Raw genomic sequence first — 13,038 nt, 5'->3', positions numbered from 1 at the left:
CAGAAAAAGAAATGCTCGTTGACTGTACAAAAAAGTCGTTTCCTAAACATTCGGGAAACGACTTTTTTAGTTGCTTTTCATGCGCTGTTTTCGGTTTGCTGCTCAAAAATTGACATATCCCGCAAACTGATCTATCCTAAAATTAACAGTAGCTGTATATACTACAAAGAAGACCGCCCCGGCGGCAACCGGAACGGTCCATGCAATAGCATATCCCCTACCAAGGGGTGCGGCTCCATTCGTTACATGAGAAGTAACCGTCAGAGTTGGTAGCTCAAGGGGCGGTTACTTCTTTTTTCTGTCGAAGGACAAGATCAACACGATCAACGTTGCAAATGAAATCATCAACGTCAGTGCTTGATAGACCTCCATATTCTCACCCCCTCCCTGTTCGGGATAGAGAGTGAGCCGCCGCCCCTCGGGAGCCTATGCTATTGCAGGAAGATTATACCACATGTTTTCAGAACTTTTCTACAACTACAACCTTTCTCCAGATGCGTCGCTCACGCACGGCGAGAGAGCATTGCGACAACTGCCCCCCATAATACACCGTTACCCCTCCCCCGCCTCCTATGGTACTATGTGAGGTATATTCGCACTTCACAATAGGACAACTGGAATGGGGACAATATTTTGAAAACGTTTAAAAAAGTTTATATAGAAATTACGAGCATCTGCAATCTCGCCTGTACGTTTTGCCCGCCGACGGAGCGCAAGGCTACGTTTATCTCGGTGGACAGCTTCGCGAAGCGGCTGGATGAGATCAGGCCGCACACCCGGCACATTTACTTGCACGTAAAAGGAGAGCCGCTGCTCCATCCGAAAATCGACGAGCTGCTCGACATCAGCCATGAAAAAGGCTTCAAGGTCAACATTACGACCAACGGCACATTGATTGCGAAAAATCGGCATAAGCTGCTGGGGAAGCCAGCGCTAAGGCAGATGAACTTTTCGCTGCACAGCTTTGACGGCCACCTCGGCTCGACCGACCGTGAAGGTTACTTGCGGGAGATTCTCTCCTTCGTCCGCGACGCTGCGGAGCACAAAGTCATCTTTTCCTTCCGCCTGTGGAATTTGACCCAAAACAACATCACGAACATTCAAAAGAGCAGAAACCGCCAGACGCTTGCAATCATCGAAAAAGAATTTGCGCTCGATTACCAGATCGAAGAAAAGGTCGAGCCGGGTAGCGGCGTAAAAATCGCCGAGCGCGTCTACTTGAACCAGGACCATGAGTTTCAGTGGCCGAGCATGACAGCTCCACGCGACGAGGGCCGGGGCTTTTGCCACGCCTTGCGCAGCCAGGCGGCGATTCTGGTCGACGGGACAGTCGTTCCGTGCTGTCTGGACGGGGAGGGCGTCATCAACCTGGGCAATATTCAGCAAGCGTCGTTTACGGACATCGTGGAAGGCGAGCGGGCCAATGCCATCGTCGAAGGGTTTTCTCGCAGGGAGGCTGTCGAGGAACTGTGCAGAAGATGTGGATATCGCCAACGTTTTGGCGCGTAGTGGATCAACCTGAATCGGACAAGGGGGCGTTTTGATGAATTTCAGCATGCATGAAGCTGTCGAGGTGTTGGAGCGTACGCCGTTGCTGCTGCAACAATTTTTATCCGGTCTATCGACGGGGTGGCTGACCTGTAACGAGGGCGAGGACACGTGGAACGCCGTGGAAGTGCTGGAGCATTTGATCGAGGCAGAGCGAACGAACTGGATACCGCGGCTGGAACTGATTTTGCAGGAAGGCGACAGCAAGCCGTTTCCCCCTTTTGATCGCTTTTCGCACCTGAACCGACGCACGGAGCAGTCGCTGGCGGAAAAGTTGCGCGAATTTACAGCGATTCGCCAGCAAAATATCGCTAGGCTGACGGAGCTGATCGATCCAGCGCTGCACCTGGAGTTGACTGGCCTGCACCCGGCATTCGGCGCGGTAAAAGCGCGGGAGCTGATTTCCACCTGGGTCGTCCACGACTTGACACACATCGCGCAAATCGTGCGGGTCATGGCGAAACGATACGGAACGGACGTCGGGCCGTGGAAAGCGTATTTGGGCATTTTGCAAAACAAATGACGCTTCCGGCAAAACCATGAGGGGATGGATTTCCCCCTCTTTTTTATGCCAGCTCTGTAAAATACCTGATCTCTTCGCTCTCCACATAAAAGCCGACCGACTCGTAAAGGAACAAAGCCGACTGATTGGTCGTCAGCACCGTCAGGCAGGCGTACGGCAGTCCATGTGCCTGCAAGTAAGCAAGTCCCTGCGTCAGCAAAAACTTGGCGAAGCCGCGCTGCCTCCACGGTTCGCGGACAAACACATCCTCAATAACCCCGTGCTCCTCCTCTTGCCACGCCATTAACCCGGCTGCGAGCGTGCGTTTTTGCCGGATGACGAGCGATGTCCAGAGCGGTTGCTTTTTGTATTCGGCGAGCCGTTCCGCCCCAAGCGGCGTGTCCGGCCAAATCTCCGCTTCCACCTGCATATATTGCCGTTCCTCTTCAGGCGTCTCCATCTGCCACGGCGCAAACTGAAAAGCTTCGTCCAAAGCCCTCTCTTCAACAGGCTGATCGAGCTCGCGCCGCATCCGAAACAGGCTGTTCAGGTGGCGGAAGCCTTGCCGGATAAAAAACCCGTTGTTGGCCGCTGCCGTCGAGTCGTTGCCCACACACAAAATCGTGTTGTACTCCTGCGACAAGCTCTGCTTTAGCTCGCTAGCCTTTTGATAGAGCAGACGGTACAGCTTTTCCAGCAGCTCGTCGTCGTCCTCCCTCTCCGGTACAGTTTTCAGGTTGAGGTAGATCGCATGTTTGTTTTCCGGCAGCCGTCCGGGTGGCACGACATTAATGATACTGACCTGTCCCTTGGCCACCATCCTCCCGCCCTCGAATGCGCAGTAAACGTTGCCCCAGTTTTCTTCATCGCCCACCCACCAAAAAGTGGCGTTTTCTTTTGCCGTCACAGACTTGTACAGCGCGCCAAGCAATGGCATGTCTTCCTGTTGAAAATGGCGGATCGTCGTCTTCGTGGATGGTTGGCTCATGCCTAATCACTCGCTTCCTTGTTATTCCCACCACTATAGCACCATTTCCCGAAAATTCCCTATTTTTTCGCGATGTCTTCCACTGTGTGATAAAATGCTAGATAGTTCCAAATGCCAGGCCAACGTTTGGCGAAAATGCTTGGCCGCATCGACTTTTTCAGCCCAAGGAGAGCCGCCCGTGAAAAAACTCGACCAGTTGCAGCTTGAGCATTTTCAACAGATGGAGCAGCTTGAGCTTCAATATTATAGCGCCGATTTCATTACGCCCAGCCAGGAAAGCTACAACTGGTACTGCTTCCGCCCGGACAGCATCGTCGCGATCGAAGCCGATAACCGCGTCGTCGCTTTCCTGAATTTGCTCCCGGTAAAAAAACATGTCTACGAGCAAATCGTCGCCGGCCGCTTCAACGACAGCTTGATGACGACTGCGGATATCGAAAATCCGGAGCAGTCGCCGGAGTCGGCGTATTATTTTTTGTCCTGTGTCGTTGTTGCTGATGCTTACCGGAAAAGTGCTGCCTTGCCGCTGATGCTCCACCATTATCTCGGCGTGCTGGATGGCGTGGCCGCAAGCGGCATTCGCATTCACTCCATCGCGATGGAGGCGGTGACCGCTGCCGGCAATCGGTTTGCGGAGCGGCTCGGCATGCGGCTTTTGTGTGAGAGCGACCATGATTCGCACGTCTACGCATGCGACTACGCAACTTTCCGAGAGCACGTGCATGCCCGCTATCCGCTACCGGAAGCACAGCCCAGGCAAGCCGATGACCCGCAATAGCCAGACAAGAGGGCGGCGACTCGGTGCTGTCGCTCGCCATCCAGCGAGGAAACGAAAACGTCGCGAACTTTTTGCGGCAACAAGGAGCGAAACCATGACAACGAATACGAATACTATGGCACTTCCCCGCTTGGGCGTAGGCGCGGTGATCCGCAACGAGCACGACGAGATATTGCTCGTGTGGCGCAATCGTCATCCGGAGAAAGATACATGGAGCATTCCGGGCGGAAAAGTAGATCTGTACGAGCCGCTGGAGGCGTCGATCATCCGCGAAGTAAAAGAAGAAGTAAATCTCGACGTCGAAATTACCGGCTTGCTCTGCATGGCCGAGACGATCCGACCGGACGAGGCAGAGCATTGGGTGTCCGCCATCTACGAAGTCCAAGTGCAAGCGGGAACCGCACGGAACATGGAGGAAGGCGGAGCGATCGGGGCAGTCAAATGGTTCTCCCTCGCCGAGCTTCCCGCCAATCTCGCTTGCTTCACCGTGCCTGCAATCGAGCAGTTGCAAAAACGAAGAGTGCAAACAAGCTGTTCCTGAAAAAAGGACTGCGCAATCCTCGTGCGCAGTCATGTTCGAGACTGCCACGTTTTTTTCATACTTTTCCCTACTGATCCACAGATGCGGTCGACCGCCCGCCTTCCAGCAGCGAGACACCTGGCGCGGGGAGTGGCGTGCAGCAGGGGTGCAACGTGTGGCGGACGCCATGCCGCACGTTAGCCAAGCAGCAAGGCAATCTCCTCTTCCTCGCGCCCCCGGGCGATAGCGAGCGGGGTCAGCCCCCGTTTGTCCCTCCGCGCTTTGTCCGCTCCATGCTCCAGCAATACTTCGATGACATCCAGCCGCTCCTCTCCGTCTGCTACTTGCGTGTGCAGCGGCGTGCTCCCGTCGTCCGCCGCTGCGTTCACGTCTGCTCCGTGCCGGATCAGGAGGGCGGCAATCTGCGGATACAAAACGATATGCAGCGGGGTAATTCCTCGTCGTTACTGGCGCGGACATCTGCTCCTTGTCCTAGCAAAAATTCGATCAGCTCCTCGTTCTCCGTCATGACGGCCGCATGCAGCACGGAAAACTCGTACTCATCCTTGCCGTGAATCAAGGCAGGCTGCTTCTGCAAAATTCGTTTTACTTCGTCGAAATCGTCCATTTCCGCTGCCTCGTACAAATCCTCGAACGTATATGCCATCTTCAACGCCTACCTTTCCATGCAAACGATCGGGGAAAGCGCTGCTCGTACAGCCGCGTCAGCTTCTGCACCTTCGCCCACGCTCCCTTTTCCGTGTGAGAAAACTTGGCTGCGCCAAGTTATTCGTGCAGCCTTGGTTGCACTTATCCGGAATAAGAGTCTTACCCATTCTTATCTGTACCAAAAAACCGACTCCTGCTACTGCTACAAGAGTCGGTTTTCCTGCTTGATCTCCAACAGTTCCTCGCTTGGGCCTACCTGCCCGAAGCCGATGCTGTCCATCACATCCGCCAGCGTGTACTGCCCGAGAAATAAAACAAGCTGCTGCTCGGCCTGGTTCATCAGCGCCTCCAGATGGCGGTCCAGTTGCACGCCAACCTCGCCGCAATCCAGCTCCTCCTGACTGTCTTCCTCGCGTTCGTCCGGAAGGGAGCGGTAAATATCGGCGAGCGTCAACTCCTTCGGGCACCTCGTCATGTAGTAGCCGCCGTCGCGTCCTTCCTTTGCCTCCACGATGCCAGCCCGGTTCAACTGGGCCATGACTCGGCGCAAAAAAGTCGCATGCGTCTTCACCTGTGCGGCAATGGCGGAGCTGGACAGCACACCGCCGCTTTGCGCCAGCCAGACCAGCACGTGCACGGCAATCCGGAAGCGCGGCTTGGCAATCTGATCGATTCGATTCAGCTTCATGCAACCACAACCTCGCCGTTTACAGCTTGCAGGAACCGTCCGCGCAGTTGTCCCCGGCTGTCTTTTCCTTTTCATCCTGACCGACAAGCGTCAGAGGGGCAGCGGCGTTTTCTTCTTCCCATACTTTGCCCAGCACTCCCAGGAACACTTCGTCCGGCTGAGCGCCGGAAACCGCGTATTTGTTGTTGAACACGAAGAACGGCACGCCTTTGATGCCGATTTCAGCGCCTCTGCGCTTGTCTTCCTGCACCTTGTCGCTGTACTCGCCGCTTTTCAGCATGGCGAGTGCCGCTTCGCGGTCCAGCCCGACCTCGGAGGCAAGCTGCGCCAGCACCTCGTGGTCTCCCAGGTGAAGCGACTCGGTGAAGTACGCTTTCAGGAGGCGCTCCTTCATTTCCGTCATTTTGCCATGGGCAGCGGCAAAGTGAGCCAGACGGTGCGCGTCAAACGTATTCGTCGGAATCATCGTGTCAAAATGATAGTCGAGCCCGACGCTTTTTGCTTGCTGGGCCACGCGATCATTCATGCTTTTGGCCTGTTCCAGCGGCATGCCGTATTTGCTAGCGAGCACGCTGTGTATGTCCATATTCGTATCGCGCTCCATGGTCGGATCGAGCTGGAAGCTGCGGTAGACGATTTCTACCTGATCCTTGTTCGGGAATTGCGACAGTGCGCCTTCCAGATGGCGCTTGCCGATATAGCAAAACGGGCAGGCAAAATCAGACCACACTTCTACTTTCATGTATGCATCCTCCTCATATTCAACGGTTCAGCGGCAATCGCGCCAAACCGTAAACTGCAATCGTCACAAGCACATTATACACGATGCAGGGGAATGCTGCTGAACTTTTCAGGAGGAAGCGACACTTTGCCCGTCAGCGAGCCATGCGGATGATCCGGTCGCAGATCGTCTCCGCATCTTCTCTGTCATGGGTCACCAGTATCGTCGTGATGCGCGCTGCCCGCAGCAACTCCTGCAATTCCTCGCGTATTTTCTTTTTCAACTCTGCGTCCAGATTGCTGAACGGCTCATCCATCAACAGAATGGCGGGTCGAGGTGCCAACGCTCTGGCAAAGGCCACCCGCTGCTGCTGCCCGCCGCTCAGCTCATGCGGGTAGCGCTTGCCGAAGCTCTCCATTTGCACGAGAGCAAGCATTTCCCGAAGCCGTACCTCCCGTTCTTTTTTCGTCAGCCGATGCAGTCCAAACAAAATATTTTGCTCGACCGTCAAATGCGGAAACAGTGCATAGTCCTGAAAAATCATTCCGACTCCGCGATGCTCAGGCTCGACGAACTGCCGCGCATCGACCAGCACCCGTCCGTCGATGAGGATTCGTCCGCCCGCAGGAGCTTCCAGCCCCGCGATCAAGCGCAGCAGCGTGCTTTTTCCACAGCCGCTGTTTCCCAAAATCCCGACGATCTCGCCCTGCTCCATGCGCAGCGAAAAATTGCGCACGACAGGCCCGCTCCCCGCTCCGTAGCCAAACGTGATATTGTCCAGTTGAAAAAAGCTCATTTTGCCTGTCTCTCCCCTACCCAGTGATAAAAAAAGACGGAAACGATGCCGACCGCGACGATGAACAGCGACGGAATCGACGCTTGCTGGATTTGCTCATCGCTTGCGTATTGGTACGCCTTCGTCGCCAGCGTTTCGAAGTTGTAGGGGCGGAGCAGCAAAGTCAGCGGCAGCTCCTTGACAATCTCCATGAACACGAGAATAACCCCGGTCATGACCGCCCCTTTGATGAGCGGCAAATCGACCTTGAAAAAAGTCCGGGTCATCCCCATGCCGAGCATTCGCGCCGCCTCCGAATAGCGGTTTCCCGTCTTCTCAAAGCCGGCTTCGACCGCATTGAAGCCGACCGCCAAAAAGCGGATGATATAGGCAAAAACGAGCATGAACAGCGACATGCTAATCACCAGCTTGCCCTCTGGAAAGCCCAGCCAGGCGTACAGCGGACCCAGCTCTTTGTCGAGCGAAATCACGACGGCCAGCACGCCGATTGACAGCACCGCCCCCGGAATCGAGTACCCCATGGAAATCAGCCGCGTCATAACCATGGCGAATACAGATGTGCGGGAATAGCGAATGACGTTGGCGACCGTGACCGCAAGCAGCATCAGGAGCGCGATGGAAACAACAGAGATCGACAGCGTATTGGTCAAAAGCTGCACGAACCGCTCGTTCAGCACTTCCTGATACGTCCATGTTGCCCAGACCGCAAGCTGTGCCACAGGAATGAAAAAAGAAAGGGAAACGATCACGATACAAAAGCATAGCGCGGCATACATGGGCAGCCCTGTCAGCTTTCTTCTGCGCAGCGTCGTGACCCGGTTCGTCGGCGAACTGAACTTTTTGCGCTTGCGCACCAGCCGCTCCACGACAAAAATGCCGATAATCAGGCTCATCAGCCAGGCAGCCAGACGGATTGCCGAATCGACGTCGTACATGCCGAACCACGTCTTGAAAATCGCCGTTGTAAACGACTGAATGCCGAAGTGGTTAGTCACGCCAAAGTCGTTCAGCACCTCAAACGCGACCAGGCTCGCTCCCCCCGCAATAGCGGCCTGCGAGAGCGGCAACACGATGCGAAAAAAGATGTGAACCGAGTTTTTCCCCAGCAATCGGGCGTTTTCAATGAACGCCGCACTCTGCTTTTCCAGAAACGTTTTCGTAATCAAGTACACGTACGGAAACAAAAACAGCGTGAAAATAAAAATGGCGCCCTTCATGGACATGATGTCAAAGTAGCGCTGATCGAACGTCCAGCCCCAGCCATTTCGCAAAAAAGTCTGGATGCTTCCGGTATAGCTCAGCATGTTGCCGTACGTGTAGGCCGCAATATACGGCGGGATCGCCAGCGGCAGCACGAAGGCGAACGCGAAAAAACGGCGCAGCGGAAAATCGTAGGCAACCACCAGCCAGGCGAGCGAAACGCCTACGATGATCGTACAGGCTCCTGTTCCCAAGACGAGCCACAGCGATTCCAGGGCGTAATCGAGGAGCATGTACTCCTGAATGTGCTGCCAGTTTTCATTCGTGTGCGCAAACAGGCCGAGCAAAATGTAAAGAGACGGGAGAAGGGCCAAAATGGCCCCTGTCACGCTCAGCGCTACCCACCCGTTCAGCTTCCGTTTCAGGCTTCTTCGCAACGCAGCTCCCGTCATCGTTTATTTCCACCCTGCTTTGTTCATCAGCTCAACCGCTTTTTTGTTGTGCTCGCCAAGCTTGGCAAAATTGAGCTGCTGCGTCTTGAACTCGCCCCATTCTTTCAACAAGGCCGGCTTCTCCGCCTCCGCATTCACCGGGAACTCAAAGCTGCCTTGCGTCAACATCGACTGGCCTTCCTTGCTCGTGATGTATTCGATCAGCTTGACGGCGTTGTCTTTGTTTTTCGCATGCTTGGTCAAGCCGATGCCGCTAATGTTCACGTGCGTACCTGTCGTGTTTTGGTTCGGGAAAAAGACGCCGACGCTTTCTGCGACTTTCACTTCTTCCGCGTCTTTGGAATGCAGCATTTGCCCGACGTAGTACGTGTTCATCAGAGCGACATCTCCGACTTTGGCCGCGATCGCTTTCGCCTGGTCGCGGTCTCCGCCCTCTGGCTTGCGCGCCAGGTTGTTCGCCAGGCCCGTTGCCCAATCTTGCGCCGCCTGTTCGCCATTCAGCTCGATAAAGGAAGCGACCAATGACTGGTTGTACAAATTCGAGGAAGAACGAACGAGCACTTTGCCCTTCCATTTGTCGCTCGCCAAATCTTCATAGGTGGACAAATCTTCCGGCTTCACGCGGTCTTTTGCGTAGACGATCACGCGCGCGCGGGTCGCCATGCCGATCCATTCGTTGTCAGGATCGCGCCATTGGCTCGGCACGTTTTTTTCCACCTCTGCGGAGGCGATTGGCTGCAGAACGCCGTTTTGCTTGGCGTAGTTCAGCACGCCGCCGTCCACGGTGATGAACAAATCCGCCTCCGAGCTTTCGCCTTCGCGCTTCAGGCGCTCCACCAGTTCCTCGGCTGTGCCTTTTACTTCATTGACCTTGATCCCCGTCTGTTTGGTGAACTCGGCAAACAGCTTGCTGTCTATCTCGTAGTGCCTTGCCGTAAATACGTTGACGACCTGGTCCTTGTCCTTCGCCGCCGTCTCCTCCGCTTTTGGCGCGGTAGTGCCGGCTTGCGGCTGGCTCGCGCTGCTCTCTCCCTGACCAGCTCCGCAGCCCGCCATGAATGGCACAGTCAGCATCGTAAAGAGCATGAGACTGAGCATGCTTGTTTTTCTCATTTTCGAATCTTCCCCTTTGCCTCAAGTTGTTTTGATAATGAATATCATTTCCAATCGACAAGGCTTATTGTAGCGAAGCAAAATGAGAAAACGATGAGAAAAACAAAAAAACTTTTTTCAGACGCTCTCCGCAATCGAGCGAATCGGCAACAGCACGTTGACAGTAGTGCCTTCCTGCTCGACGCTCTCGATCGTCAGCGCTCCGTTGTAACGCTCCACAAGCCGCTTCGCAATCGACAGCCCCAGGCCGTTTCCGTCCATGGCGCCGCTTTTTCTGTTTCGCGCTTTGTCTACCCGGTACAGCCGATCCGTGACATACGGCAAGTCTTTTGCCGGAATGCCGATTCCCGCGTCGATAATCTCCAGGCGGGCTCGCTCGCCCTGAATGGCTGCCCTCACCGCGATTCTTTTTCGTTCCCGCGAATACTTGACCGCATTGTCCAAAAGAATCAGCAAAATCTGCTCCAGATGTTCTGCGGATATGGCCAGCTTCACCCCGGACAGCGCCTGCAGATCGCGCTCTATAATGAAGGCGGGATGAAGCACATTGACCTTTTTGACCGTTTGCGAAATGACCTGCTCCGGCTCGCATACTGCGGCCGCTTCATCCATTTGCAGATTCTCTGCCCGCGTCAGCACGAGAAGCTCCTCGACCAGCGCTTTTAATCTGGACAGCTCCTCCACGGATATTTGCAGCGATTCCTCCAGGACGGCCGGATCGTGCTTGCCCCAGCGGCGCAGCATGCCCAGGTGCCCTTCGACGATGGCGATCGGGGTGCGCAATTCATGCGAAGCATCCTCCACGAATTGCCGCTGCTGCTGAAAGGACCGCTCCAGCTTGTCCATCATCGCATTAAACATCTTCATCGTCGTGGCGAGTTCATCGTGATTGTCGTAAAACTCCACCCGCTCGGACAGACCCTTTTGCTTCACGTTTTTCATCGTTTCGTTCATCGCCTGCAGCGGCTTGACCAACTGCCGGGCCAGCAGTCTCCCGCCGAGTCCGCTTACAATGACCGCCGCGAGACAGCCGATCGCCATGAACCGGAACAACGCTCCGCTCAGCTTCTCGAACTCCTGGATGTTTTTCACGATCTCCACCGTGCCGTCAAACTGAAAAATCGTGATCGGCCGCTCCATCAACAGCAAGTTTTTGCTGATGTGCACACTCCGCCATTGCTCGCGGGGAGCACGCGTGATCGTTTCAGCTAGGCTGTCTTCGATCCCGTCCGACACGACGGCAACCGGCACGCCTTGCCCGTCGAGGATACGGATTCGCTGGTTGTGCTGGTTGATTTTTTGCAAAAAGCTGCGCATTTCGTCGAGATCGGCTCCCGCGAAGGAGATTTCCCGCTCCAGGGCAAAGTTGAGAATCTCGCGCATCGTCTGCTCGGCCGCTTGCTCCTCCTGACGCATCATCCACTTTTCCACAAAATAATATTGAACGGTATTGTAGGCGATGAACACCAAAAAGAGCAGCACGGACGACCAAAGCGTCAGCTTCCATTTGATCGGGAGTCTGGATGGGGCGTATCTTTTCATTTTCTCATCACGTAGCCGATCCCGCGAACGGACTGGATGTAGCTGCGCTCCTCAGGCGCGTCGATTTTGTTGCGCAAATACCGCACGTACACATCGACGACGTTCGTTTCGACGGCAGACTCGTACCCCCACACCGTATCGAGCAGCACGTCGCGCGGCAGGACGCGGTTAATGTTTTTCATAAACATCACGAGCAGATCGTACTCCCTTTTGGTCAATTCGAGGCTCTGTCCGCCTTTTGCTACCGTTCGCGCCTCCAGGTCAACGGTCAGCTCGCGAAAAACAAGCTTGGCCCGCAGCGCGTCGGTCTGCTCCTCCTGCCTGCGAAACACGACACGCATTCGCGCGAGCAACTCCTCAATCGCAAACGGCTTGGGAATGTAGTCGTCCGCGCCGCTGTCCAAACCCGAGACGCGATCATCCACGCTGTCTCTTGCCGTCAGCATGATGATCGGCGTTTTTTTGCGCTCGCGAATCTTGCGGCACACTTCCATCCCGTCCATTTCCGGCAGCATCAAATCAAGCAGGATGAGGTCCCACTCTTCCTTCAACGCGAGGTCCAGCCCTGTTCTTCCTTCATCGGCAACCGCCACGAAAAACGATTCGTGACGCAGCTCCAGCTCGATGAACCTCGCCATATTTTTTTCATCTTCAATCAAAAGCACTCGTTTCATCGTTTGCTCACCTTTTGTCCCCGCGGGGGAAGTCCATCTGATTGTAGATGATAATAATTATCAGCGTCAACATTCGCCGCCCATCGAAAAGATGAACCATCCGCCCATTCGCGACATAGGATGAACATCGTAACGATCACGAAAGCGAAGGTGGAGTGTACATGAACGGATATCCTCCCTATTTTTACGATACGCGCATGATTTCTTCCCACTATGCGCACACCCCGACACAGGCTTATGCCCAGATTCAGGGCGGTCCGCTGGCTCCGAACCTGAACGGCTATATCGTCTTCACCGATGTCCCGTACGGAACGGAGATTTACGTCGAAGTCATCGGCCTGCCTCCTTACAAGCCCGCGACTGGCAATCAGCAGCCGATTGGCCCTTTTGGCTTTCACCTGCATGAACATGGCGTCTGCACCGTCGGCAATCCGGACGATCCGTTCACCGCAGCCGGCTCCCACTGGAATCCGACCAACCAGCCGCACGGCAACCACGCTGGCGACTTCCCTGTCCTGTTTTCCAACGACGGCTATGCGCGGATGAGCTTTTTCACCAACCAGTTCAGGGCGGCAGATGTCGTCGGCAAATCTGTCATCATCCACCAAAGCCCGGACGACTACCGGACACAGCCTGCGGGCAACAGCGGCAAGCGGCTGGCCTGCGGGATTATCCAGCCTGCCTAGCGACCGCGCCATTTTTGCTTCCGCTATGCGAATCCATCAGGCGAGAGCAGGACACAGCCGTGCCGTGGACAGCTTCGTACCCTCGGCTGCCGTGGCAATAAAAAAAGCACAGAGACTCAAGCCCCTGTGCTTCCTTCGTTTTCTTTTGTTATGCGCAAAGA

Annotated in this window: 16 protein-coding genes; 5 read left to right on the top strand and 11 right to left on the bottom strand. The window is 55.1% G+C overall.

The annotated features are described in order from the left end of the window. Positions 1-285: 285 nt before the first annotated feature. The gene (locus AC27IT_RS14560; RefSeq protein ID WP_221175368.1) at positions 286-372 is read right to left on the bottom strand and encodes a putative holin-like toxin; all 87 of its coding nucleotides are present in this window, start codon (positions 370-372) and stop codon (positions 286-288) included. Positions 373-633: 261 nt separating this feature from the next. Between AC27IT_RS14560 and AC27IT_RS14555 the strand changes: the two genes are divergently transcribed. Then, the gene (locus AC27IT_RS14555) at positions 634-1,509 is read left to right on the top strand and encodes a radical SAM/SPASM domain-containing protein (RefSeq protein ID WP_005830093.1); all 876 of its coding nucleotides are present in this window, start codon (positions 634-636) and stop codon (positions 1,507-1,509) included. A gap of 34 nt (positions 1,510-1,543) precedes the next feature. Beyond that, positions 1,544-2,071, top strand: a complete 528-nt coding sequence (locus AC27IT_RS14550) for a DinB family protein (protein WP_005830091.1) — start codon at positions 1,544-1,546, stop codon at positions 2,069-2,071. Positions 2,072-2,114: 43 nt separating this feature from the next. On the opposite strand, the gene AC27IT_RS14545 is transcribed toward AC27IT_RS14550, so the two are convergent. Then, entirely contained in the window at positions 2,115-3,038 is a 924-nt protein-coding gene (locus tag AC27IT_RS14545) for a GNAT family N-acetyltransferase (RefSeq protein ID WP_487091867.1), read from the bottom strand. A gap of 178 nt (positions 3,039-3,216) precedes the next feature. On the opposite strand from AC27IT_RS14545, the gene AC27IT_RS14540 reads away from it, so the two are divergent. Together AC27IT_RS14540 and AC27IT_RS14535 are read left to right on the top strand one after the other, a co-directional pair. Next, positions 3,217-3,816, top strand: coding sequence for a hypothetical protein (locus tag AC27IT_RS14540; RefSeq protein WP_487091866.1), 600 nt, complete (start codon positions 3,217-3,219; stop codon positions 3,814-3,816). A gap of 94 nt (positions 3,817-3,910) precedes the next feature. Further along, on the top strand, positions 3,911-4,357 hold the full coding sequence (locus tag AC27IT_RS14535; protein ID WP_487091865.1) for an NUDIX domain-containing protein: 447 nt from the start codon (positions 3,911-3,913) through the stop codon (positions 4,355-4,357). 176 nt (positions 4,358-4,533) lie between these two features. On the opposite strand, the gene AC27IT_RS14530 is transcribed toward AC27IT_RS14535, so the two are convergent. The 9 genes from AC27IT_RS14530 to AC27IT_RS14490 all read right to left on the bottom strand — a co-directional run bounded on the left by AC27IT_RS14530 (position 4,534) and on the right by AC27IT_RS14490 (position 12,191). Then, positions 4,534-4,770 (bottom strand): ankyrin repeat domain-containing protein, encoded by a 237-nt coding sequence (locus AC27IT_RS14530; RefSeq protein ID WP_005830083.1) that lies wholly within the window; start codon positions 4,768-4,770, stop codon positions 4,534-4,536. Then, complete coding sequence (locus AC27IT_RS14525; RefSeq protein ID WP_242507406.1) at positions 4,743-5,003, bottom strand: ankyrin repeat domain-containing protein; 261 nt, start codon at positions 5,001-5,003, stop codon at positions 4,743-4,745. The genes AC27IT_RS14530 and AC27IT_RS14525 overlap by 28 nt, the downstream gene beginning before the upstream one ends. A gap of 204 nt (positions 5,004-5,207) precedes the next feature. Then, entirely contained in the window at positions 5,208-5,693 is a 486-nt protein-coding gene (locus tag AC27IT_RS14520; protein WP_007779530.1) for an RrF2 family transcriptional regulator, read from the bottom strand. Positions 5,694-5,712: 19 nt separating this feature from the next. Next, positions 5,713-6,435, bottom strand: coding sequence for a DsbA family oxidoreductase (locus AC27IT_RS14515; RefSeq protein ID WP_005830077.1), 723 nt, complete (start codon positions 6,433-6,435; stop codon positions 5,713-5,715). Between the two features lie 133 nt (positions 6,436-6,568). Further along, entirely contained in the window at positions 6,569-7,210 is a 642-nt protein-coding gene (locus tag AC27IT_RS14510) for an ABC transporter ATP-binding protein (RefSeq protein ID WP_005830076.1), read from the bottom strand. Beyond that, a complete protein-coding gene (locus AC27IT_RS14505) occupies positions 7,207-8,862 on the bottom strand; it encodes an ABC transporter permease (RefSeq protein ID WP_487091864.1) in 1,656 nt (551 codons plus the stop codon). The genes AC27IT_RS14510 and AC27IT_RS14505 overlap by 4 nt, the downstream gene beginning before the upstream one ends. A gap of 3 nt (positions 8,863-8,865) precedes the next feature. Beyond that, on the bottom strand, positions 8,866-9,975 hold the full coding sequence (locus tag AC27IT_RS14500; protein ID WP_005830072.1) for a Fe(3+) ABC transporter substrate-binding protein: 1,110 nt from the start codon (positions 9,973-9,975) through the stop codon (positions 8,866-8,868). A gap of 117 nt (positions 9,976-10,092) precedes the next feature. Further along, a complete protein-coding gene (locus tag AC27IT_RS14495) occupies positions 10,093-11,517 on the bottom strand; it encodes an ATP-binding protein (RefSeq protein ID WP_026558240.1) in 1,425 nt (474 codons plus the stop codon). After that, positions 11,514-12,191, bottom strand: coding sequence for a response regulator transcription factor (locus AC27IT_RS14490; RefSeq protein WP_005830069.1), 678 nt, complete (start codon positions 12,189-12,191; stop codon positions 11,514-11,516). Before AC27IT_RS14490 ends, AC27IT_RS14495 begins: the two co-directional genes overlap by 4 nt. 161 nt (positions 12,192-12,352) lie before the next feature. Between AC27IT_RS14490 and AC27IT_RS14485 the strand changes: the two genes are divergently transcribed. Continuing rightward, positions 12,353-12,877, top strand: a complete 525-nt coding sequence (locus AC27IT_RS14485; RefSeq protein ID WP_197187288.1) for a superoxide dismutase family protein — start codon at positions 12,353-12,355, stop codon at positions 12,875-12,877. Positions 12,878-13,038 lie beyond the last annotated feature (161 nt).

It is taken from the genome of Brevibacillus sp. YAE8 (genome assembly GCF_057543335.1).
The sequence above is the reverse complement of the archived record's forward strand: the minus strand, read 5'-3'. Positions and strand labels throughout refer to the sequence as shown.

What these genes read in the sequence shown, in the direction of transcription:
- AC27IT_RS14560 (WP_221175368.1), bottom strand. Translation starts at nt 372, where the DNA reads ATGGAGGTCTATCAAGCACTGACGTTGATGATTTCATTTGCAACGTTG.
- AC27IT_RS14550 (WP_005830091.1), top strand. Translation starts at nt 1,544, where the DNA reads ATGAATTTCAGCATGCATGAAGCTGTCGAGGTGTTGGAGCGTACGCCG.
- AC27IT_RS14545 (WP_487091867.1), bottom strand. Translation starts at nt 3,038, where the DNA reads ATGAGCCAACCATCCACGAAGACGACGATCCGCCATTTTCAACAGGAA.
- AC27IT_RS14535 (WP_487091865.1), top strand. Translation starts at nt 3,911, where the DNA reads ATGACAACGAATACGAATACTATGGCACTTCCCCGCTTGGGCGTAGGC.
- AC27IT_RS14525 (WP_242507406.1), bottom strand. Translation starts at nt 5,003, where the DNA reads ATGGCATATACGTTCGAGGATTTGTACGAGGCAGCGGAAATGGACGAT.
- AC27IT_RS14520 (WP_007779530.1), bottom strand. Translation starts at nt 5,693, where the DNA reads ATGAAGCTGAATCGAATCGATCAGATTGCCAAGCCGCGCTTCCGGATT.
- AC27IT_RS14515 (WP_005830077.1), bottom strand. Translation starts at nt 6,435, where the DNA reads ATGAAAGTAGAAGTGTGGTCTGATTTTGCCTGCCCGTTTTGCTATATC.
- AC27IT_RS14510 (WP_005830076.1), bottom strand. Translation starts at nt 7,210, where the DNA reads ATGAGCTTTTTTCAACTGGACAATATCACGTTTGGCTACGGAGCGGGG.
- AC27IT_RS14505 (WP_487091864.1), bottom strand. Translation starts at nt 8,862, where the DNA reads ATGACGGGAGCTGCGTTGCGAAGAAGCCTGAAACGGAAGCTGAACGGG.
- AC27IT_RS14500 (WP_005830072.1), bottom strand. Translation starts at nt 9,975, where the DNA reads ATGAGAAAAACAAGCATGCTCAGTCTCATGCTCTTTACGATGCTGACT.
- AC27IT_RS14495 (WP_026558240.1), bottom strand. Translation starts at nt 11,517, where the DNA reads ATGAAAAGATACGCCCCATCCAGACTCCCGATCAAATGGAAGCTGACG.
- AC27IT_RS14490 (WP_005830069.1), bottom strand. Translation starts at nt 12,191, where the DNA reads ATGAAACGAGTGCTTTTGATTGAAGATGAAAAAAATATGGCGAGGTTC.
- AC27IT_RS14485 (WP_197187288.1), top strand. Translation starts at nt 12,353, where the DNA reads ATGAACGGATATCCTCCCTATTTTTACGATACGCGCATGATTTCTTCC.